The following is a 21904-nucleotide window of genomic DNA, read 5'->3' on the forward strand; positions in this document are numbered from 1 at the left end:
CGCGGGAGGCCGAATGGCCGGCCGCATACTGTTAGAATGCCAGACCGCCCGCAGCACCCGCCGCGCGCCGAATCCCTTGGCGTGCGCCGCGGCCATCGCCGCGCCGGGCACCCGCACAATTGAAGTTTCCGTGCCATCGGCGGGAACCATCTGGAAAGAGACTGTTATGGAATATTTCGTCAAAAGCGGCAATCCGGAAAAGCAACGCGTCGCCTGCATCGTCGTCGGCATCTTCGATCGCCGCACACCGTCAGAAGCCGCCGCGACGGTCGACACCGTCAGCGACGGCGCGATCGGCAGCGTCATGCGCCGCGGCGACATGGACGGCAAGCTCGGCACGACGCTGGTGCTGCACAACGTGCCCGGCACCTTTGCCGACCGCGTCATGCTGGTCGGCCTGGGCAAGGAGCGCTCGTTCGGCGAAGCGGCCTTCCGCAAGGCGATCGCCGCGTCGTCGCGCGCATTGCGCGCCACCGGCGCGATCGATGCCGCGTCCTACCTGACCCATCTCAGCGTCAAGGGCCGCGATTACCACTGGAACATCGCGCAGGCGATTCTCGCGACCGAAGACACGTACTACCGCTTCGACGAATGCCGCGGCGAACAGGCGCGCGCCGATCTGCCGAGCTACAAGCTCGAGCGCTACACTTTCGATGTGCCGCGCCGCTCGGACCTGCCGGAAGGCGAACGCGGTCTCGCCGAAGCACTGGCGATCAGTCACGGCGTCGGCATCGCCAAGGATCTGGGCAATCTGCCCGGCAACATCTGCACGCCGAGCTATCTGGCCGAAAAGGCCAAGGCCATGGGTGGCGCGAAGTCGGCGCTCAAGACCAAGATTCTCGAAGAAGCCGACATGGAAGCGCTCGGCATGGGCGCGCTGCTGTCGGTCGCCAAGGGTTCGCGCCAGCCGGCGAAGCTGATCGTCATCGAGCATCTGAAGGGGCCGAAGGGCGAAAAGCCCGTCGTGCTCGTCGGCAAGGGGCTGACCTTCGACGCCGGCGGCATCTCGATCAAGCCTTCCGCGAAGATGGACGAGATGAAGTTCGACATGTGCGGCGGTGCCGCCGTGTTCGGCACCATGTCGGCGATTGCCGAACTCAAGCTGCCGCTCAATGTCGTCGGCATCGTGCCGGCGTCGGAAAACCTGCCAGACGGCCAGGCGGTGAAGCCCGGCGACATCGTCACCAGCATGGCCGGCATCACGATCGAAGTCCTCAACACCGATGCCGAAGGCCGCCTGATTCTCTGCGACGCGCTGACCTACGCCGAGAAGACCTACGACCCGGCGCTGTGCATCGATCTCGCGACGCTGACCGGCGCCTGCGTCGTCGCGCTCGGCAGCGTCGCCAGCGGCCTGTTCAGCAATACGCCGGCGCTCAGCCGCGCGCTGCTGACCGCCGGCGAGCAGATCGGCGACAAGGCCTGGGAACTGCCGTTATGGCCGGAGTACGACGAGAACATCGGCAGCGAGTTCGCCGACATCGCCAACATCGCGACGCGCGGCGCGGGTGAAGCCGGCGCGATCATCGGCGCCACCTTCCTGCACCGCTTCACCAAGCGCATGAAATGGGCGCATCTCGACATCGCCGGCACCGCCTGGACCGGCCGCAAGTCCAGCGGCCGCCCGGTACCGCTGCTGGTCCAGTACCTGCTCAATCTCGCCGCCAAGCGCACCGACGAGTAAGCGCGCCAGGGCCTGTCAGATGACGCGCATCGATTTCTACATCCTGCCGGAAGGCGCGGCGGCTGCCGATGGCGGCAGCATCATGGCGGCCTGCAAGCTGTGCGACAAAGCGGTGGCCGCCGGCATGATGATCTACGTGCGCACCGGCGACGGCGCGCGCGCCAGCGACTTCGATGGCGCGCTGTGGAGCTTTCGCCAGAACAGCTTCATCGCGCACGAGCGTTACGTCGGCCAGGGTCTTGAAGCGCCGCTGCCGCCAGTACTGATTGGCGCGCAGGAGCCGCCGGACAGCCATCACGGCGTGCTGATCAATCTCGATGCCGACATTCCGGATTTCTTCAGCCGCTTCGATCGCGTGCTGGAGATCGTCGGCGGCACGGCCGATCAACGCAAGAGTTCGCGCGAACGCTTCAAGTTCTACCGCGATCGCGGCTACGAGTTGAATACCTACGAACAGAACGACACGGGCGGCTGGAGTCAGCGCGCAAAATAGGCGCAACGCCAGCGCGACATCCGTCAACCCGACACCGGCGGCAGCCATGCCGCTGCAAAAAATCTAGCTGAAGCAAACCCGAACGATGGACAAGACCTACGACCCGAAGAGCATCGAATCCCGCTGGTGTGAGACCTGGGAGAAGGGCGGCTATTACACGCCCGAAACGGTTGCGCAGCTGCGCGGCGGCGACCGCGCCGCGATGGCGCCGTACAGCATCATGATTCCGCCGCCGAACGTCACCGGCACGCTGCACATGGGCCACGCGTTCCAGCACGCCGTGATGGACGCACTGACCCGCTACCACCGCATGCTCGGCGACGACACGCTGTGGCTGCCGGGGACCGATCACGCCGGCATCGCGACGCAGATGGTCGTCGAGCGCCAGCTTGCCGCGCAGGGCATCAAGCGCACCGACCTGGGCCGCGAAGCCTTTCTCGAAAAGGTCTGGGAGTGGAAGGAATATTCGGGCGGCACGATCACGCACCAGATGCGCCGCATGGGCAGCTCGGTGGACTGGACGCGCGAGCGCTTCACGATGGACGAAGGCCTGTCGGCCGCGGTCAGCGAAGAATTCGTCAAGCTCTATGAAGACGGCCTGATCTATCGCGGCAAGCGCCTGGTCAATTGGGATCCGGTGCTGCTGACCGCGATCTCCGATCTGGAAGTCGAGAGCAAGGAAGAAGCCGGCAAGCTGTGGCACTTCCGCTATCCGCTGGTCGACGGCGCCCTCGCCCACGGCAGCAAATACCTGATCGTCGCGACGACGCGCCCGGAGACGATGCTCGGCGATACCGCCGTCGCCGTGCATCCGGAAGACGAGCGCTATCGTCACCTGATCGGCAAGCGCGTCAAGCTGCCGCTGTGCGATCGCGAGATTCCGGTCGTCGGCGATACCTACGTCGACCGCGAGTTCGGCACCGGCGTCGTCAAGATCACGCCGGCGCACGACTTCAACGACTATGCGGTCGGCCAGCGCCACAACCTGCCGATCATCAATGTCTTCACGCCGACCGCGCACATCAACGACGAAGCGCCGGCCGCCTACCGCGGTCTCGATCGCTTCGACGCGCGCACGCGGGTCGTCGCCGCCCTGCAGGCGCTCGGCCTGGTCGACAAGATCGCCGATCACACGCTGATGGTGCCGCGCGGCGATCGCACCGGCGTCGCGATCGAGCCGTACCTGACCGATCAGTGGTTCGTCGACATGAAACAGCTCGCCGCCAAGGCGCTCGCCGCCGCACAGGACGGCCGCATGCGCTTCGTGCCGGAAGGCTGGATCAACACCTACAACCAGTGGCTGGGCAACATCCAGGACTGGTGCATCTCGCGCAATCTGTGGTGGGGCCACCGCATTCCGGCCTGGTACGACGAGGCCGGCAACCACTACGTCGGACGCACGGAAGACGAGGTGCGCGCCAAGTACGCCGACAAGCTGCCGGCCGGCACCCCGCTGACACGCGACGACGATACCTTCGACACCTGGTTCTCGTCGGCGCTGTGGCCGTTCTCGACGCTGGGCTGGCCGGATAAAACCGCAGACCTCGCGCGCTGGTATCCGAGCTCGGTGCTCGTCACCGGCTTCGACATCATCTTCTTCTGGGTCGCCCGCATGGCGATGATGGGCCTGCACTTCATGGACGATGTGCCGTTCCGTGAGGTGTACATCACCGGCCTGGTGCGCGACTCCGAAGGCAACAAGATGTCGAAGTCGAAGGGCAATGTCCTCGACCCGCTCGATCTGGTCGACGGCATTACGCTCGAAGACCTGCTCGAGAAGCGTACGACCGGCCTGATGCAGCCGCAGCTCGCGGCGAAGATCGAAGCTGCCACCAAGCGCCAGTTCCCGAACGGCATCGAGGCGGTCGGCGTCGACGCGCTGCGCTTCACTTTCCTTGCGCTCGCCTCGACCGGTCGCGACATCCGCTTCGACGCCAGCCGCGCCGCCGGCTATCGCAACTTCTGCAACAAGATCTGGAACGCCGCGCGCTTCGTCCTGATGCAGTGCGAGGACAAGGACTGCGGCCAAGGCGACGAGGCCGTCGAGCTGTCGGTGGCCGATCGCTGGATCATCTCGCGCCTGCAGAAGCTCGAGGCCGAGGCCGCCGAACTGTTCCGCACCTATCGTTTCGATCTGCTCGCACAGGCGATGTACCAGTTCATCTGGAACGAGTACTGCGACTGGTATCTGGAACTGTCGAAGCCGGCCCTGCAGAACGGCAGCGAAGCTGCCCAGCGCGGTACGCGTCGCACGCTGGTGCGCGTCCTCGATACCGCACTGAAGTTGCTGCATCCGCTGATGCCGTTCATCACCGAGGAAGTCTGGCAGCGCATCGCGCCGCTGTCGGCCAAGCCCGGCTGTGCGACACAGAGCATCATGCTGCAGCCCTACCCGATCGCGGTGCCCGAGAAGATCGACGAGGCGGCGGAAGCCGACATCCAGTGGCTCAAGGATTTCATCCTCGGCGTGCGGCAGATTCGCGGCGAGATGGACATCTCGCCGGGCAAGCCCTTGCCGCTGCTGCTGCAGAACGCATCAAGCAGCGATCGCGAACGCGTGTCGCGCATGCAGGCGAGCATCGAGTTCCTCGCGCGCATCGAATCCCTGCGCATCCTTGAAGACGGCGAAGCTGCGCCGCAGTCCGCCGCCGCGCTGCTCGGCGCGATGAAGCTGCTGGTGCCGATGGCCGGCCTGATCGACAAGCAGGCTGAGCTGGATCGTCTGACCAAGCAGATCGCCAAGATCGAAGGCGACTACGCCAAGACCCGCGTGCGCATCGACAATCCGAACTTCGCGAAGGCACCGGAAAACGTCCAGCAGCAGGCACGCGACATGGCGGCGAAGCAGGAACAGGACATCGCCGCGCTGAAGGCGCAGCTGGTCAAGGTCGAGCAGCTGTAGGCCAGCGCCGGATGAGGGGTCTCGCGGCCCCTCATCCGATCTTGCCGACTACGGCCCGCTGACGATCTCGAGCGTGGTGTCCTGTACTTCGACGATCTGCGGCAGCACGCGCAGGAAGGACTCGACGATGTACGGATCGAAGTGCTTGCCTGACTGCTCGCGGATGTAGGCGACGGCTTTTTCGTTGGTCCAGGCCGGCTTGTACGGCCGTTGCGAGGTCAAGGCGTCGAAGACGTCGCACAGCGCGACGATGCGGCCGACGATCGGAATCTGCTCACCCTTGAGTCCCCGCGGATACCCGCTGCCGTCCCATTTCTCATGGTGCGTCAGGGCAATGATGCGGGCGGTCTCGAGCAATTCGTTGTCATGCTTGCCGATGATCGAAGCACCGATCACCGAATGCTGGCGCATGATCTTCCACTCGTCCTCATCGAGCGGACCCGACTTCTGCAGGATGCGGTCGGGAATGCCGATCTTGCCGACGTCATGCATCGGCGCCGCATTGAGCAGCAGATCGGCCTGACGTTCGCCCCAACCCAGATCGAGCGCGATGAGCTTGGAAAACTGGCTCATGCGGATGACATGCGTGCCGGTCTCGTCGTCGCGATACTCGGCGGCGCGGCCGAGGCGGCGAATGATCTGCAGGCGGGTTTCCTCGACCTCGCGCGTGCGTTGCGAGACCAGCGCCGCCAGATGGCGCTCCTGGTCGTACAGCGCCAGCTGGGTGCGGACGCGCGCAAGCACGATCGGCGGGCTGACCGGCTTGGTGATGTAGTCGACACCGCCGACCGCGAAACCATGTGCCTCGTCTTCGACCTCGCCCATCGCGGTGACGAAGATCACCGGAATGCGCCGGGTGCGCGGATTCGCCTTCAGGCGCCGGCAGACTTCGTAGCCGTTCATCTCCGGCATCATCACGTCGAGCAGGATCAGGTCCGGCGGCGCCGGCCCTTCGGCAATCGACAGTGCACGCTCGCCGCTGAGCGCTGCCTTCATCTGGTACTGCTCGCCGAGGATGCCGCGCAGCACCTCGAGATTCGACGGCGTATCGTCGACCAGCAGCAGGCTGGCACGCGGCGGCGCGCCGGCTGTTTCCTTTGTCTCTGTTGCAGTTGCCATAGCCTGATTCCAGCTCTCGTTTCGTTGATTGCGTCGGGACTTCGATGGTTCAGTTTGCCCAGCCCAGCTTGCCGAGCGCAGCGGTGAGCAGCTCGCGCGCACCGGCGAAGTCGTAGCTCGCCACGCGCTTCAGCGTCGGCGCGAGTACAGCGCCCTCGCTACGCGCCAGCAGCACCCGGCCGATGCGTTCGGCGAATTCCAGGGCTTCGGTATCGTCGCTGCCGAGCAGGCGATCGAGTTCCTTCAACCAGGCGCGCAGCTCCAGCTCAGTCGTGATCACGTCCTCGGCCGGTGCCGCCTCGACCGAGCGCTGCAGCTGGCCGATCGCCAGCAGCAGGCGATCGAGTTCGTTGCAGACGCTGTCGACCAGCGCTTCGGGTGCCTGCTGCGCCTGCACCGAACGCTCAAGCGTCTCCACCGTCTGCGCCAGTGCGCGGGCACCAAGATTACCGGCGACGCCGCGCAGCGCGTGGGCCTGCTCGCGCACCGCCTGGCGATCGTCCTTGCCCGCAGCAACGCGCAGGCCGGCGCCGGCGCCGGCGTGATCGGTGACGAAGCGCTGCAGCAGGCGCCGGTACAGTTCGGCGTTGCCGCCGGTGCGGCGGCAACCGGCGGCAAAATCGATGCCGTCGATCTGCGGCCACTGCACGTCAACGCCGCCAGCTTTGGTTTCGGCAGGCGCGACCGGCCGCTCGGCGATCTGCGATTCGCCGCCCAGCGCGCGCAGGATCGCGGTGAACAGCGCATCGACGTCGACCGGCTTGCTGACGTGGTCGTTCATGCCGACCTCAAGGCAGCGCTCGCGGTCGCCGCTCATCGCATTGGCCGTCATCGCGATGACCGGCAAGCTGGCAAAACGCGCGTCGGCACGAATGCGCCGGGTCGCTTCCAGGCCGTCCATCTCCGGCATCTGGATGTCCATCAGCACCAGGTCGAAGCTGGCCTCGTCGAGCGCACGCAGCGCCTCGACGCCATTGCCGGCAAGGCTGACGCTGAGCCCCGCCGATTCGAGCAGCTCGCGCGCGACCTGCTGGTTGATCTCGTTGTCCTCGACCAGCAGTACGCGGCGGCCAGCCAGTTCGACCCGTGCCGCGGCACCGGCGCCGTGACGATCATGCTCGATCGCCTCGACGCCGAACACCTGCAGCACCGTGTCGAGCAGCAATGAAGGATTCACCGGCTTGAGCAGCAGCCCAGCCAGCTCAAGCTCGTCGACCTGGCGGGTCAGCTCCTCGCGGCCGTAGGCGGAAACCATGACGATGGAGGTCTCGCCGCGACTGTCGATCTCGCGCAGACGGCGCGCACAGTCGAGTCCGTTGACGTCGGGCATCTGCCAGTCGATCAGCGCCAGACGATACCGGCGGCCTGCCTTGGCGGCCTCTTCGTAGACCTCCAGCGCCTCAGCCGCGGAGGCGACAGCCCTTGCCTCGAAGCCAAAGCTTTCGAGATAGCTGCGCAGGATGTCGCGCGCCGCGAGGTTGTCGTCGACAACAAGCACCGGCAGATGCGCCAGCTTCTCCGCGCGTCGCGCGAAACCGTGCTGGCGCGCCGCAGACAGTGCAAAGCGTGCGTCGAACGCGAAACGGCTGCCGACACCCGGCGTGCTTTCGACGCTGATGTCGCCGCCCATCAGGGCAACGAGCCGCTTGCAGATCGACAGCCCCAGGCCGGTGCCGCCGTAACGACGCGTCGTCGAGGCATCGGCCTGCGCAAAGGATTCGAACAGCCGCGAGATCTGCTCCGGCTGCAAGCCGATGCCGGTGTCGCTGACTGCAAACGTCAACCGGCAGCTGTCGTCGTCGCCGCCGAGACGGCGCACGCGCAGCAGCACCTGCCCGCTTTCGGTGAACTTCACTGCATTGCTGCACAGGTTGAGCAACACCTGACCGAGCCGCAGCGGATCGCCGACCAGCGCCGGCGGCACGTCGGGCGCCACATCGATCAGCAGCTCCAGGCCCTTTTCCTGAGCACGGATCGCGACCAGGCCCGACAGATTGTCGAGCACATCGTAGAGATCGAAATGCGTCTGTTCGAGATGCAGCTTGCCGGCCTCGATCTTCGAGAAGTCGAGAATGTCGTTGATGATGCCGAGCAGCGACTGCGCCGAGCCGTGGATCTTGCCGAGATAGTCGCGCTGGCGGTCGCTGAGTTCGGTGCGCAGCGCCAGGTGCGACAGGCCGATGATCGCGTTCATCGGCGTGCGGATCTCATGGCTCATGTTGGCGAGGAATTCGCTCTTCGCGCGGTTGGCGCTCTCGGCAACCCGCTGCGCGCGCGCCAGCTCCTGATCGATCTGCTTGCGCTCGGTCACGTCCATCGTGTGACCGATCCACTGGAAGGCATTCGGGCCGAGGCGCCGGCGGGTTGCGTTGGTGCGCAGCCAGCGTTCGCTGCCATCCGGCCGGCGTACGCGGAAATCGGTCGTCACCGGCGCCATGTCCTTCTCGGGCGCGCGGACGAATTCCTGCAGCAGGCGCATGCGGTCTTCGTTGGGAATCACCGCGCTCAGCGCTTCGGCATTGCTCAGCGCCTGCTCGCGCGAGATGCCGTACAGCGCCTGCACGCCGTCGGTGATGTACGCGTAGCTCGAGCGCGGCTCGGGACCGTAGCGCATCTCGTAGACCATGCCGGGCAGCGATTCGGTGATGTCGCGCAAGCGTGCCTCGGCCTCCTGCAGGCGCTGCGCGCTGTCCTTCTGCGCGGTGATCTCGATCGTGAAACCGTTCCAGACGATGCTGCCGTCCTCGCGTCGCTCCGGAGTCGCCGAGCCGCGCATCCAGCGCGCCGTGCCATCGACACTGCGGATGCGGTATTCGATCTCGTAAGGCGAGAGCGTCCTGGCGGATTCTTCGACGGTGGCGCGCACGAGCTCGCGGTCTTCTTCGACCAGTTGCGCGACGAAGTTGTCGAAGTTCGCCAACGCGGCATCGCGCTCAAGCCCGTACAGGCTGGTGACACCGGCGCTGACGAACAGGAACTGCAAGCCGCCGTGACGCCCGCGGCGCAGCTGGAAGACCACGCCATTGATGCGATCGGTGACTTCGCGAACCAGCTTCTCGGCCGCGGCGAGCTTGGCTTCCGCGAGCTTGCGGCTGGCAATCTCGCGCCGCAGCCGGCTCAGCCACAGCAGCAGCAGGCCGGCACCGATCGCGACGCTGACGATGGCAATCAGCACATAGCGCCAGACCTCGTCGGGATCGAGTCCCTGCGCGTCGACACGGTACCAGCGGTCCTTGATCGCCTCGCGCTCATCGTCGCTGATGCTGTCCAGCGCCTTGTTGAGGATCGCCGTCAGCTCTGGCCAGTCCTTGCGCACGGCCAGATGCACCGAGCGCTCCTCGCGGCTGTACAGCGCGGCGATACGCAGGTTGGTCAGTGCCTTGCTCTGGATTGCCCAGTTGACGACCGCGAGGTTGCCCACCGTCGCATCGGCCTGCCCGGTCGCGACGGCGGTCAGGGCTTCGTCGAGCGATGCCGCCGGCAGCGTTGCGTGCTGCGGATAGCGCGCGGTGAAGTCGGCCGTCTCGGCATAGCCCGGCACCATCGCGATCCGCAGCGCCGCGAGATCGTCGGGGCCGGAAATGAACGGCTGGTCGTCGCGCACGACGATGACCGAGCGGAACGACAGGTACGGCGGTTCGGTGTAGTCGAGAAATTCCTGGCGCTCGGCGGTCTTGCCGGCAGTCGGCACCAGATCGATCTCGCGCTGGCGCGCCGCATCGAGCACCTGCGGCCAGGGCAGCGAGCGCCATTCGAAGCGCAGACCGGCGCGCTCCTCGATCAGGCGCAGGTAGTCGGCCGTCATGCCGACATGCTGGTTGCCTTCGAGAAAATCCACCGGCGCCCAGACCGGATCGCTGGCCACGCGGATCACCGGATGCGCCTGTATCCAGGCTTGCTCTTCGGTCGTCCACTGCGGCGGTTGCGCCTGCACGGCGAACGCCGCCAGGACGAGCAGTGCGCCCAGCATTCTGATCAAACGGCTATCCCCCACACCCACGCGCATGCCTCCCCGCCGCGCCCCAGCGCAGACTCTAGTGCCGCTGCGAGCGATTGAACAGCAGCCCCCCTGCCGTTCGCGCCGCCGTTTCATCGCAATTCCCCGCGAAGCGATCCGGATACCGCTCGCGCAGCGTGTCCATGCCGAGCAGCTCCGGCCAGCGCGTGCGCGCAACGCAGACCGCGCCGTGCGGACCCCAGCCGGCCTCGAACGCGAACGCCGGGTCGGCGCCGGTCTCCGAGCGCTGGATGCCGAGACGATCCTCGATGTCGATCGCGGTGCCGTCGCGGGTTGCGGCCTGACCGTCACCCGCATAGTCAGCACGCACCATGTGCACGCAGGCGGCGTGATAGGGCAACAGATCCTCGCCACCCGGCCCGCGGGCCCAGGGCTTGTAGCCGAAGCGCGCACATTTGCCGACCGCGCCGGACACGCAGGTCAGCGTGATCGCATGTTCGCGGCCGGGATGCCCTTCCGGCAGCGCAACCGGGAATCCCCAGGTCTCGCCGGCAACGTTCGGCGTGCACAGCGGCACCCATGCGCCGGCCGGGTTCTGTGCGCGGAAATCATGCCGCAGCAGGTCGGGCGACTGCGGATCGGGCGCAATGCGGTCGAGGCGCACCGGAATCACCGCCTCGCCGCCGGCGGCGAGGTACAGCGTCGCGCCCTGCAGTTCGGTGCCGCGCAGCTCGCGGCCATCATCGGTCTTCAGCACGAAGGCCGAGCCGTCGACGCTCAGGGCCGGCGCGGGTGCCGCTGCCGGCGGCGGTTGCGCCGCCTCCTTGCAGCCGGCCATTGCCAGCAGCGCGAGGAACAGCACAACCCCCGGCACCGGAAACCGGTGTCGGGGGTTGCGGGCAATCGACGAAGGCTTCGCGCTCATCGGTGCCGCTTACCAGGCCGCGACTTCGCAGCGGCGCAGCGTGTCGGTCGGCAGCGACACCGCGACGATCTGGCCGGCCTTGGCGCCGGTCATCTCGGCACCGTTGAAGCCGATGCCGTTCCAAGCCGTGCCGTTCCAGGCATAGCCGTTGTAGCCGAGACCGTTGAAACCCAGACCGTTGAAACCCAAGCCGTTGTAGCCCAGGCCGTTCAGCGAGATGCCGTTGATGGAGATGCCATTGATGGAGATGCCGTTGATGGAGATGCCATTGAGCGAAAAGCCGTTCAGAGACAGGCCATTCAGCGACAGGCCATTGGCTTCGGTGGCAGCCTGGGCCGGGACGGCGAAGGCGGCGGCAACGGCGATCAGGGCGGCGGCGAGGTTCTTAGCGTTCTTCATGGTGTGTCTCCTTGAGGTTCCGGGCCGGAGCAGTTCCGTGCCTTCGATGGGTCCCAAGTTACGCCGCGTCCGTATCAAGCGTTGTTCGATCCGGTGTCAGGCGCTGAAACATGATGTCAGCTGGTCCGCGCTCAGCGCCCGTAATTCGGGCCGTCGCCCGGCAGGTATTCGTAACCACCACCGTGGCCGCGCACGGTGCGGATCACGGTCGGATCGCCCGGCACCGGCTCGATCTTCTTGCGCAGGCGTGTGATGCGCAGGTCGATCGCCCGATCGAACACCTCGGCCGGATCGGTGCCCGACAATTCCAGCAGCTTCTCGCGCGACAGCACGACGCGCGGATGTGCGGCGAATACGCACAGCAGCGCGTAATCCTGGCCGGTGATCGGCAGCTCGATGCCGGCTTCGTCGACCAGCCGACGACGCTCGCGATCCAGCCGCCAGCGCCCGAACCAGCTGCCCGGTGGTGCGGGCGGCGGCGTGCTCACCGGTGATGCAACCGGCGCATGACGACGCAACACCGTGCGAATGCGCGCGAGCAGTTCGCGGGTGTCGAAAGGCTTGGGCAGGTAGTCGTCGGCGCCGAGTTCGAGACCGATGACGCGATCGGCGGTCGAATCCGCCGAAGTCAGCATGATCACCGGCACCTGCGAGAAACCGCGCAACCAGCGCAGCACCGAGAGTCCGTCCTCGCCTGGCATGTAGAGGTCGAGCAGGATGAGCTGCGGCGGACGTCCTGCAACATTGGCGCGCAGGGCTGCGGCATCGGCATAGCCGTCGGCCTCAAACCCGACGCTGGCCAGATAGGCCAGCAGCATCTCCCGCGAGATCGACTCGTCCTCTACAACGGCAATTCTTGCTGTCATCAGCGAAGCCCCCCGGCAAATCCCCGACCGCCTCTACCCCTGGCCTGTCACGGTGCCGTCGTCAGGACCTCCCCTTGCGCACGACCTTGAGCTCCAGCCGGCGCGCCGCATCCTTGGCGATGGCGCTGCCCGGTCGCTCGAGCCGCTGGATGCACTGCTCCAGCGTCTGCGAAATCAGCGTCTGGTTGCGGATCATCTCGATGCGCGGCCAGCTGGCGCGTTCTCCTTCGAGCATGAAGCGCTTGACCGCGTCCATCGACGGATTCGCCGTCACGTTGGCATACCGCCAGACGCTGATGTCCGGAACGATGTTGATGTTGCCGCGATACTCCTGATCGAGAATCGACGAGGCGGCATCGAGGCTGCGGCGCGCAAAGCCGTCCGGCAGATTGTCGCGCGCCAGGCCCATCAGGCTCTTGGCCTGGTCGCTGACGGTCGAGTACGCGTAGTTGCGCGCCGTGTGCAGCAGGCCGCCGCTGCCCTTCTCGCGCTTGGACATGAACGGCAGCACATGCGGATTGGTCTGGCTGACGATGAAATGGTTGACGTTGTGCAGGCGCCGCATGCGCAGGATCGGCAGGTCCGACTTCAGCGAACCGTCGTTCCAGCGCAGCAACGGCATGTACGGCACACGCTCGCCGCGCTCGTCCTGCGTCATCAGCATGACCGGCGGGAACAGGATCGGCACCGCGCACGAGGCCAGCACCGCCTCGCGCAGATAGAGATACGGGAACGTCAGATAGTTCAGCAGTCGCGGCGGCTGGTTGACGCCGGCCGGCGACACGGTGATGTTGATGATGCGACCCGAGCGGCGATAAGCCTCCTCGAAGGTCATATCCGGCACGTTGGCGGCGATCGCCTGACGCAGCTGGTTCTGATCCATGATCGCGCGGTTCCGCAGCATGTCGCGCCACGGCAGGATGCGCCAGAAATCGTAATAGGCCGAATCGGGATCCAGCAGCGCTTCGACCTCATCCGGCGCGCGCGTACCGACGGTCGCGCAGATCACCGAACCGGCGCTGGAGCCGGACATCACCTTGGGCACGATGCCTTCGCGGTACAGCGCCTTGACCACGCCGACATGGAACAGGCCGAGCGTCGCACCGCCGGAGAGCAGCAACGAGGACTCGCCGTAGCTCTGCACCAGATTGCGAAAGAAGGTCAGCTTGGCCGGTTTCGGCAGCTCGGGGATATCGGTCTCGAGCACGTAGATCAGTGCCGTCGCGATCTCCTGGATGTAATCGTGGATCAGCTTCTTGGTGCCGACCCGGGCCTTGCCGTACAGCAGCGGATTGCCGGTGTTGCCGAGATTCCAGTGCAGGCCCTGACGCAGGTGATGCACCAATTTGGACAGCTGCCCTTCTTCACGGTACTGGCGCACCTGACGCAGGCGCGCACGGATCAGGCGCCAGTCGTAGTCGTCGCTGCGTTCGTCCGCCGCCCAGGCGTCGCGCCCCTCGAACCGGTCGAGCGCTTCAGCCGCCTCGCGCCAACCGTTGTAATCAACGGCGGCAGCCATCTCGCGACTCAATTCACGCGCAGTCCGATTCACTCAAGTTTCTCGACAGTCACAGTGCTGGCCCGTATGGTGCGGTGCGGGGCGCCGCCGCTGCAAGCTCCGCCGGACAATTTTCATTCCTTTCAATACACTGCGGCCTACCATTGGTCTTTCGACGAGCGCCAGTAACATGAATTCGCCGCTGCAACAGGCTTTGCAGAGCCTAGATCGCATCATCCTTGGCAAACCCGACCAGCTGCGGCTGGCGGTGACCTGCGTACTCGCCCGCGGCCATCTGCTGATCGAAGACATTCCCGGCGTCGGCAAGACCACGCTGGCGCTCGCGCTGGCGCGCGTGCTCGGCCTGCAGGCGCAGCGCGTGCAGTTCACGTCGGACCTGCTGCCGGCGGACATCCTCGGCGTCTCGGTCTACGAATCGCGCGACGGCGGCTTCCGCTTTCATCCGGGCCCGATCTTCTCGCAACTGGTGCTAGCGGACGAAGTGAACCGTGCAAGCCCGAAGACGCAGTCGGCCTTGCTCGAGGCGATGGAAGAACGCCAGGTGACGATCGAAGGCAGCACGCGCAGCCTGCCGGAACCGTTCTTCGTCATCGCGACGCAGAATCCCGCGCAGCAGATCGGCACCTTCCCGCTGCCGGAGTCGCAGCTCGATCGCTTCCTGATGCGCATGTCGATGGGCTATCCGCCGCCGCAAGCCGAGCGCGCGCTGCTGCAGGAACGCGAACGCCGCGATCTGCTGCTCGAGATTGCACCGGCGATGACGCCGACCGAGCTCATCGCGCTGCAGGCGCAGGTGCAGAGCGTGCGCACCTCGCCGGCGCTGATCGACTACCTGATGGCGCTGATCCAGCGCACCCGTGACATGCCCGGCCTGAGTCAGGGCCTCTCGCCGCGAGCCGGTCTCGCCTTGCGCCGCGCGGCGCAGGCCTGGGCGCTGCTCGAAGGCCGCAGCGGTGTCGTCCCGGAGGACGTGCAGGCGGTGTTCGCCGCGGTCGTCAATCATCGTCTGGTCGCCGCGACACAGCGCGACGGCGCCGTCATCGATGCGGCGCGCATCCTCGCCGACGTCGCGATTCCCTGAACTCATGCGCTGGTGGCTGCTGCTCAAGATCCTGTTTCATCCGTTGCGCTTTGTGCAGGACCGCATTGATCAATGGATTATGACGCGCGTGAAACGTCAGCCGGGACCGATCACGATCGGTCGCGGCCGCGTGTACATCCTGCCGACGCGCTTCGGCTATCTGTTCGCCGTGATGCTGCTCGTCATGCTGCTCGGCGCGATGAACTACTCGAACAGCATGGCGTTCCTGCTGACTTTCCTGCTCAGCGGTCTTGGCTTGATCTGCATGCATCACACCCACGCCAACCTGGCGAACCTGCAGATGCGCGCCGGCGACTGCCCGCCGGTGTTCGCCGGTGAGCCTGCGCGTTTCCAGGTGCAGATCGACAACAGCGCCGCCAATGGCCGTTACTCGCTGGCGCTGAGCTGGCCGAAGGAAGAGGCGCTGGCGATCCCCGGCGACGTTGCCGCACTGAGCAGCACGCCGCTGCATCTCAGCACCGCCACCAAGCGCCGCGGCTGGCACGAGGCGCGTGTATTCAGTCTGTCGACCGACTACCCGCTCGGCCTGTTTCACGCATGGACCTGGGCGGAACTCGACATGCATTGCCTGGTGTTCCCCAAGCCCATCGACCTGGTCGGCACACCGCCATCGAGCGCCGGTCACGGCGGTGTCGCCAGCACCGATCGCAGCGGACAGGACGAGTTCTCCGGCCTGCGCAGCTATCGCCGCGGCGATCCGCCACGCTCGATCCACTGGAAGAGCTTTCCGAAACTGCAGCGGCCGATGGTCAAGCAGTTCGCCGAGTCGCTGGATCAGGAACTGTGGCTCGACTGGGCCGCGCTCACGCAGCTCAACACCGAAGACCGCCTGTCGCAGCTGGCGCGCTGGGTGCTCGATGCGGAAATCGCCCAGCGCGCTTACGGCCTGCGCCTGCCCGGCCTGCAGATCGATCCGGCGCGCGGCGAGGTGCATCGCTACAACTGCCTCAAGGCGCTCGCGCTGTACGAAATTCCAAACGCTTGAACGAATACCTGCCACTGACGAGTCTGCTGCGCCTGCTGGCCGTCCTGGCGCTGGCCATGGCGCCGCATGCGGTGCGCCTGCCGCTGTGGGAAACCGCACTCATCGTTGCGCTGCTGGTCTGGCGCGGCGTCGCCGCCCACCGCCAGTGGCGCCTGCCGCCGACCTGGCTGAAGCTGACACTGACCGGGCTGGCAGTCGTCGGCATCGTCGCCAGCCTTGGCGGCATCAAGGGCCAGACCGGCGGCACCGCGATGCTGTGCCTGATGGCCGCGCTCAAGTTGCTGGAGTTCAAGGGCCGGCGCGACGTCATGGTCGTCGTGTTTCTCATGTACTTCATGCTGCTTACCCACTTCCTGTATTCGCAGGAACTGTGGACGGTGGCCTACCTGATGATCTGCGTGCTGGCGATCACCACGGTGCTGATCGAATGCCAGCACCGCGGCGCGCTGCCGATCCGCGAAACCCTGCGCAAGGGCGGGACGATGGCGCTGCAGGCCGTGCCGCTGATGCTGCTGATGTTCGTCCTGTTCCCACGCATTCCGGGGCCGCTGTGGGGCCTGCCGACCGATGCCGGCGCCTCGCGCAGCGGGCTCGACGATCAGATGTCTCCGGGCGACATCTCCAATCTGATCTCCTCGGGCGAAGTCGCCTTCCGCGTCTCGTTCTCGGATCCGATCCCCGCGCCGCAATACCGTTACTGGCGCGGCCCGGTGTTCGATCGCTTCGACGGCCGCGCCTGGAAGGCCGGCTTCGGCGAGACTTCGCCACGCGCACCGGCGCCCGACGTTCGCTTTGACAACGAAGCGATCGAGTACGAGATCACGCTCGAACCGCAGCGCTCGGACTGGCTGTTCGCACTGGACATGCCGGAAGCGGACTCGATTCCGGCCGACGCCGCCTTCGGACGCGACGCGCAGCTGCTCGCCAACAAGCCCGTCACCGAGCGCCGGCGCTACACGCTGCGCTCGCACACCCGTTACCTGCTGACACCGCAGCTCGACGAGAAAAGCCGGGAGCGCTATCTGCAGCTGCCGCGCACTTTCAATCCGCGGTCCCTGGCGCTGGCGCAGAAGCTGCGCGGCGAACACGCCGACGATCGCGATCTGATCCGCAGCGTTCTGCGCATGTTCAATCAGCAGGAGTACATCTACACGCTGCAGCCGCCGAAACTCGGGCGCGACAGCGTCGACGAATTCCTGTTCGACACGCGGCGTGGTTTCTGCGAGCACTACTCAAGCGCATTCGCCACGCTGATGCGCGCCGCCGGCATTCCGACGCGCGTCGTCACCGGCTACCAGGGCGGCCAGCTCAACGACATCGGCAACTATTACGTCGTGCGCCAGTCGGACGCGCATGCCTGGGTCGAGGTCTGGCTCGCCGACGAAGGCTGGGTGCGCGCGGATCCGACGGCCGCCGTCGCGCCCGAACGCATCGAGCAGAACCTCGAAGCCGCGCTCGATGCGGCCGAAGGCGTCTCGGGTTATCTGGGCGATCGCACGCGGCTGCGCTACTACCTCGAAGCACGCTGGGACTGGGTCAATGCCCAGTGGAACGGCCTGGTGCTCGGCTACGGCCCGGAGCTGCAGCAGCAGTTGCTGAAGCGCTTCGGCCTCGCCGAGATGCGCGAGATGATCCTCGCGCTGACGATCGGCATCACCACTTTGCTCGCGATCTTCGGTGCGCTGACGATGCGCAAGTTCGCACCGGCGCACAGTCGCGATCCGCTGCTGCGCGAATGGTTGCGGCTGACCCGCCGCCTCGCTCGCCACGGCCTGCCGCAGCATCCGCATGAGGGTCCGCTCGACTACGCCCGCCGCGTCGCCGCTGCACGGCCGGAGTGGGCGGCACAGATCAACGCGATCAGCCAGCTGTATGCGCAGGCGCGGTACATCGACAGCGCCGGGCACCCGCAGCACAAGGCGCTGGCGCTGGCCATTCGTGCATTCAAAGGATCGAAGGCCTCGTCATAGCTGCGCACGGATGGCCCACAGCGCCGGAAAGAACGGCTTGAACAAAGTGCCGCGCAGATAGTCCGCACCGCTCGACCCACCGCTGCCGGGTTTGATGCCGATCGTGCGCTCGACCATCTTGACGTGCCGGTAGCGCCACTCCTGCAGACCTTCGTCGAGATCGACAAAGCGCTCGCAGACCTGCATGGCGAGCCCGCCCTCGCGGTAGACCTCGATCAGCAGGCCCTGCACCGCGGCATCGCCGGCAGCATCCGCGATCGATCGCCCCTGAGTCTGCAGATACTTCAACAACAGACCAAACAGATCCGGCCGCGCCTGCCAGCGGTCGAGCAATTCGCGTCCGGCGCTGCCCGGCGGATGCGCAGCGAGCACCGTCTCGCGCCGGTAGCCGAGTGCAAACTCGATGGCCCGGAATTGTGCCGACTGGAAGCCGCTCGCCGCCTCCAGCCGCGCGCGGAACGCATTGAAGGACAGCGGCGTCATCGTCTCCAGCACGTCGACCTGCGCGACAAGGGTCTTGAGCACCGTCAGCATGCGCTTGAAGCCGGCCAGCACACGCGAAGTGTCGCCCGCCGGCAGCGCGACCTGCAGCGCCTCGAGTTCATGCAGCAGCTGCTTGAACCACAGCTCGTAGACCTGATGGATAATGATGAACAGGGTTTCGTCGTGCTCCGGACCTGCTGACAGCGGCTGCTGCAACTGCAGCAGTTCGTCGATCTTCAGGTAGCGGGCATAGGTCAGCGGCTTGGCCATGCGGCGATTTCCAGGGGGAGCGTTCACACGATTAGAGCATGAGCCACATTATCGACATCGGCGCCGGCGTGCCGCGCTGGCATAACCGTTTCCTGCACTGGCTGGGGCGCAGCATTCTCGATCTGAACGGCTGGCGCGTGAACGTGCGCATCGCGGACCTGTCGAAGGCCGTCGTGATCCTCGCGCCGCATACCTCGAACTGGGATTTCGTCTACGGCATGGCCGCGGCGCTGACGGTGCAGATCCGCATCAACTATTTCGGCAAGCACACGCTGTTCGAAGGCCCGCTGGGCTGGCTGTTCCGCGGCCTAGGCGGCTATCCGGTGCGCCGCGACGCGCCGGGCGGCATGGTGCAGCAGGCAATCGACACCTTTCATGCCCAGCCAAGCCTGATGCTGGCGCTGGCGCCGGAAGGCACGCGCTCGCGGCGCTGGCCGTGGAAGCGCGGGTTCTATCACATGGCGGTCGGCGCCGGCGTGCCGATCGCCGTCGCCTACATCGACTACCGGCGCAAGGAAGTCGGCATCCATAGTGTGTTCCAGCCCAGCGGCGATTGGGATCGCGACATGGCACCGGTGTTTGCGTTCTATCGCGGCACGACGCCGAAGATCCCACGGAATTTCGCGACCGAAGCGGACTCAGCGAACTGAGCGGACGTCGGGATCGCGCACGCGGCTCAGCAGCAAGGCACCGATCACGAAGAACGGCAGCAGCGCGAGGATCGACAGGCGCTGGTTGTCCGGGAACGCCGCAGCCGTGAAGCCGACCGCGATCGGGCCGAACACGGCGGCAAACTTGCCGAGCATGTTGTAGAAGCCGAAGAACTGACCGGCGCGCTCGGGCGGGATCAGCTTGGCGTAGTACGAACGCGACAGCGACTGCACGCCGCCCTGCACCAGACCGATCGACCCGGCCATCAGATAGAACTGGGTTTCGGTCTGCAGCGTGTAGGCCCAGCAGGTCACGGCGATGTACGCCGCGAGCGCGACGTAGAGCATCGTCTTGGTGCCGAAGCGATCGGCGAGCCAGCCGTAGGCGATCGCCGCCGGGAAACCGATGAACTGCACGAGCAGCAGCGCCTTGATCAGCGCCCCGGGCTCGAAGCCGAGCTTGATGCCGTAGTCGACCGCCATGCGGATGATGGTGTCGACACCGTCGATGTACAGCCAGTACGCGAGCAGGAACATCCACACCGGCTTGTTGCGCAGCACCTCAAAGAAGGTCGCGCGCAGTTCCGACCAATCGCTGGCACCGCTGCTCTGCCCCGGCATTTCGGGCACCCAGCGGAACAGCGGCAGCGCGAACAGCACCCACCAGATGCCGACCATCAGGAACGACCACAGCACCGCCTGTGCGCCATCGGCGAGACCGAATCTGGCCGGGCTCTGGAACATGAAGACGTTCAGCGCGAACAGCAGGCCGCCGCCGAGATAACCGAGGCCATACCCGCGCGCCGACACGCGATCCATTTCCTCGGGGCCGGCGACCGACACGATCAGCGAGTCGTAGAACGAGGTGCCGGCGAAGAAACCGATCGATGCGAGCGTGAAGAGAATCAGCGCCAGCGACCAGTTGCCCTTGGCAACCAGGAACATCGCGGCTGTCGAGATTGCACCCAGCAAGGTGGCGACCAGCAGAAAACGCTTCTTGTAGCCGCGCCGATCGGCGATACCGCCGAGCAGCGGCGCGATCAGCATCACGACGATGCTCGAGATCGACCCCGCCCAGCCGAGCCAGTAGGTGCGCTCGCCGGGCGCCAGATCGCCAGCCCAGTACTGCGCGAAGAACAGCGGGAAGAAGCCCGCCATCACCGTCGTCGCGAACGCGGAGTTGGCCCAGTCGTAGAACGCCCAGGACCACTGGGTGCGCCGAGGTGAGGTCATTGATCAGGCCAGCAGGGTGAGAACGAGCGCATCTTCACGACCGTCGCGCGCCGGATAGTAAGCGCGACGCAGGCCGATATTGACGAAGCCGTGATTGAAGTACAGCTGCTGCGCAGCGGTGTTGGAAACACGCACTTCGAGGAAGATCTGATCGATGCTGCCGGCACGCGCCATCATCAGCAGATGCTTGAGCAGGAACTGTGCGAGGCCCTGACGCCGGTGCTGCGGCGACACGCAGATGTTGAGGATGTGCGCCTCGCCGGCGGCCATGCTCATCAAGGCATAGGCGAGCACCTGTTCGCGCGCATCGCAGACGACCCAGGCGCTGTAACCGACGCGCAGGCAGTCGCCCATCACGGATTCGGTCCAGGGAAATTCGTACGCCGCATTCTCGATCGCCAGCACCTGCTGCAGATGCGACATGTCCATCGCATGCAGGCGCCACAGCGCTTCGGGCTGCGCGCTCACGCAGGCGCCCGCAACAGACGATCGACCTGCTTGAGATCTTCCCAGCTCTTCGCCTTCTCGCGCGGGCTGCGCAGCAGATAGGCCGGGTGATAGGTGACGAGCACCGGCGTCTTTGTCGGCTGGTATTGCTGCAGCGGCCCGCGCAGGCGCGCGAGCGGCTCGTCGGTCTCGAGCAGTCGCTGCGCGGCGATGCGGCCGAGCGCGACGATCAGTTTCGGCCGCACCAGTTCGATCTGGCGATCGAGGTAGCGGCGGCAGGCTTCGACTTCGTCGGGCTGCGGATCGCGGTTGCCGGGCGGGCGGCACTTGACGACATTGGCGATGAAGACCGCCTTCGCGGGATCGTTCTGCGTGCGCGAACGGCCGATCGCCTTGAGCATTTCATCGAGCAGCTTGCCGGCGCGCCCGACAAAAGGCTCGCCGCTCGCATCCTCGTCCGCACCCGGGCCTTCACCGACGATCATCAGCGGCGATTGCTCGCTGCCGATACCGAACACGGTCTGGGTCCGCGTCTCGCAGAGCTTGCAGGCCTGGCAATCCTTGACGACCGCGCGCAAGCCGGTCCAGTCGCTCGGGACTTCGGCCAATACCGGTCGTGCGGCCGGCTCGACGGCACGCTCCGCCGGAGCCTTGGGTGCCGCGGGTGCTGTTTTGGGCCTGTCGGCGGTCGGCACTGCCGGGCTGGCGATGGCGGCCGCCGTGGGCGCGGACGGCGCCGGCACGGCTTTGCGACGGGGGGCGGGCTCAGCAATACCGAGGGGCGCGGCAACGGTCTCGGCAGCGGCTGCGCCGGCAGCCGCACGCGGCTCCCAGGCTTCGATGCCCAGTCGTTTCAGATATCGCTTGCGTCGCGCCGCATCCATGATCGGGGTGTTCCG

The 21904-nt window shown here is 66.1% G+C and carries 17 protein-coding genes; 7 read left to right on the forward strand and 10 right to left on the reverse strand.

What is annotated here, in order from left to right; all coding sequences use genetic code 11:
- Positions 1–166: 166 nt before the first annotated feature.
- The 3 genes from AC3WUF_RS08970 (at position 167) to AC3WUF_RS08980 (ending at position 5079) form a co-directional block, all read left to right on the forward strand.
- Positions 167–1684, forward strand: a complete 1518-nt coding sequence (locus tag AC3WUF_RS08970; protein WP_492424631.1) for a leucyl aminopeptidase — start codon at positions 167–169, stop codon at positions 1682–1684.
- Positions 1685–1703: 19 nt separating this feature from the next.
- Positions 1704–2177 carry a DNA polymerase III subunit chi gene (locus tag AC3WUF_RS08975; protein ID WP_492424633.1) on the forward strand — a complete coding sequence of 158 codons (474 nt, stop codon included), beginning with the start codon at positions 1704–1706 and terminating at the stop codon, positions 2175–2177.
- An 85-nt stretch (positions 2178–2262) separates the two neighbouring features.
- The gene (locus AC3WUF_RS08980) at positions 2263–5079 is read left to right on the forward strand and encodes a valine--tRNA ligase (protein ID WP_492424635.1); all 2817 of its coding nucleotides are present in this window, start codon (positions 2263–2265) and stop codon (positions 5077–5079) included.
- Positions 5080–5127: 48 nt separating this feature from the next.
- On the opposite strand, the gene AC3WUF_RS08985 is transcribed toward AC3WUF_RS08980, so the two are convergent.
- From AC3WUF_RS08985 to AC3WUF_RS09010, 6 genes are all read right to left on the reverse strand, one after another.
- Positions 5128–6198, reverse strand: a complete 1071-nt coding sequence (locus AC3WUF_RS08985) for an HD-GYP domain-containing protein (RefSeq protein ID WP_492424637.1) — start codon at positions 6196–6198, stop codon at positions 5128–5130.
- 49 nt (positions 6199–6247) lie between these two features.
- Positions 6248–10168: a response regulator gene (locus tag AC3WUF_RS08990; protein ID WP_492425600.1), complete on the reverse strand. Its 3921-nt coding sequence runs from the start codon at positions 10166–10168 to the stop codon at positions 6248–6250.
- Positions 10169–10232: 64 nt separating this feature from the next.
- A complete protein-coding gene (locus tag AC3WUF_RS08995; protein WP_492424639.1) occupies positions 10233–11081 on the reverse strand; it encodes an ADYC domain-containing protein in 849 nt (282 codons plus the stop codon).
- A gap of 9 nt (positions 11082–11090) precedes the next feature.
- Positions 11091–11480, reverse strand: a complete 390-nt coding sequence (locus AC3WUF_RS09000; protein WP_492424641.1) for a hypothetical protein — start codon at positions 11478–11480, stop codon at positions 11091–11093.
- A gap of 131 nt (positions 11481–11611) precedes the next feature.
- Complete coding sequence (locus tag AC3WUF_RS09005) at positions 11612–12346, reverse strand: response regulator (RefSeq protein WP_492424643.1); 735 nt, start codon at positions 12344–12346, stop codon at positions 11612–11614.
- Positions 12347–12407: 61 nt separating this feature from the next.
- Positions 12408–13898 carry a DUF3336 domain-containing protein gene (locus tag AC3WUF_RS09010; RefSeq protein ID WP_492424645.1) on the reverse strand — a complete coding sequence of 497 codons (1491 nt, stop codon included), beginning with the start codon at positions 13896–13898 and terminating at the stop codon, positions 12408–12410.
- A gap of 136 nt (positions 13899–14034) precedes the next feature.
- Between AC3WUF_RS09010 and AC3WUF_RS09015 the strand changes: the two genes are divergently transcribed.
- From AC3WUF_RS09015 to AC3WUF_RS09025, 3 genes are all read left to right on the forward strand, one after another.
- Entirely contained in the window at positions 14035–14946 is a 912-nt protein-coding gene (locus AC3WUF_RS09015; protein ID WP_492424647.1) for an AAA family ATPase, read from the forward strand.
- Between the two features lie 88 nt (positions 14947–15034).
- Positions 15035–15952 carry a DUF58 domain-containing protein gene (locus AC3WUF_RS09020; RefSeq protein WP_492424649.1) on the forward strand — a complete coding sequence of 306 codons (918 nt, stop codon included), beginning with the start codon at positions 15035–15037 and terminating at the stop codon, positions 15950–15952.
- Positions 15949–17922: a transglutaminase TgpA family protein gene (locus tag AC3WUF_RS09025; RefSeq protein ID WP_492424651.1), complete on the forward strand. Its 1974-nt coding sequence runs from the start codon at positions 15949–15951 to the stop codon at positions 17920–17922. Before AC3WUF_RS09020 ends, AC3WUF_RS09025 begins: the two co-directional genes overlap by 4 nt.
- On the opposite strand, the gene AC3WUF_RS09030 is transcribed toward AC3WUF_RS09025, so the two are convergent.
- A complete protein-coding gene (locus AC3WUF_RS09030) occupies positions 17917–18675 on the reverse strand; it encodes a tryptophan 2,3-dioxygenase (RefSeq protein WP_492424653.1) in 759 nt (252 codons plus the stop codon). The genes AC3WUF_RS09025 and AC3WUF_RS09030 overlap by 6 nt on opposite strands.
- Positions 18676–18713: 38 nt before the next feature.
- Between AC3WUF_RS09030 and AC3WUF_RS09035 the strand changes: the two genes are divergently transcribed.
- The gene (locus AC3WUF_RS09035; protein ID WP_492424655.1) at positions 18714–19325 is read left to right on the forward strand and encodes a lysophospholipid acyltransferase family protein; all 612 of its coding nucleotides are present in this window, start codon (positions 18714–18716) and stop codon (positions 19323–19325) included.
- On the opposite strand, the gene AC3WUF_RS09040 is transcribed toward AC3WUF_RS09035, so the two are convergent.
- Genes AC3WUF_RS09040 through AC3WUF_RS09050 form a run of 3 tightly spaced genes read right to left on the reverse strand, consistent with a single transcriptional unit; the run spans position 19314 to position 21889 of the window.
- Positions 19314–20558, reverse strand: a complete 1245-nt coding sequence (locus AC3WUF_RS09040) for an MFS transporter (RefSeq protein ID WP_492424656.1) — start codon at positions 20556–20558, stop codon at positions 19314–19316. The genes AC3WUF_RS09035 and AC3WUF_RS09040 overlap by 12 nt on opposite strands.
- A gap of 3 nt (positions 20559–20561) precedes the next feature.
- A complete protein-coding gene (rimI, locus tag AC3WUF_RS09045; RefSeq protein ID WP_492424658.1) occupies positions 20562–21026 on the reverse strand; it encodes a ribosomal protein S18-alanine N-acetyltransferase in 465 nt (154 codons plus the stop codon).
- Positions 21023–21889 (reverse strand): uracil-DNA glycosylase, encoded by an 867-nt coding sequence (locus AC3WUF_RS09050; protein WP_492424660.1) that lies wholly within the window; start codon positions 21887–21889, stop codon positions 21023–21025. The genes rimI and AC3WUF_RS09050 overlap by 4 nt, the downstream gene beginning before the upstream one ends.
- Between the last annotated feature and the right edge of the window lie 15 nt (positions 21890–21904).

This window comes from Fontimonas sp. FW305-C-3 (assembly GCF_058783185.1).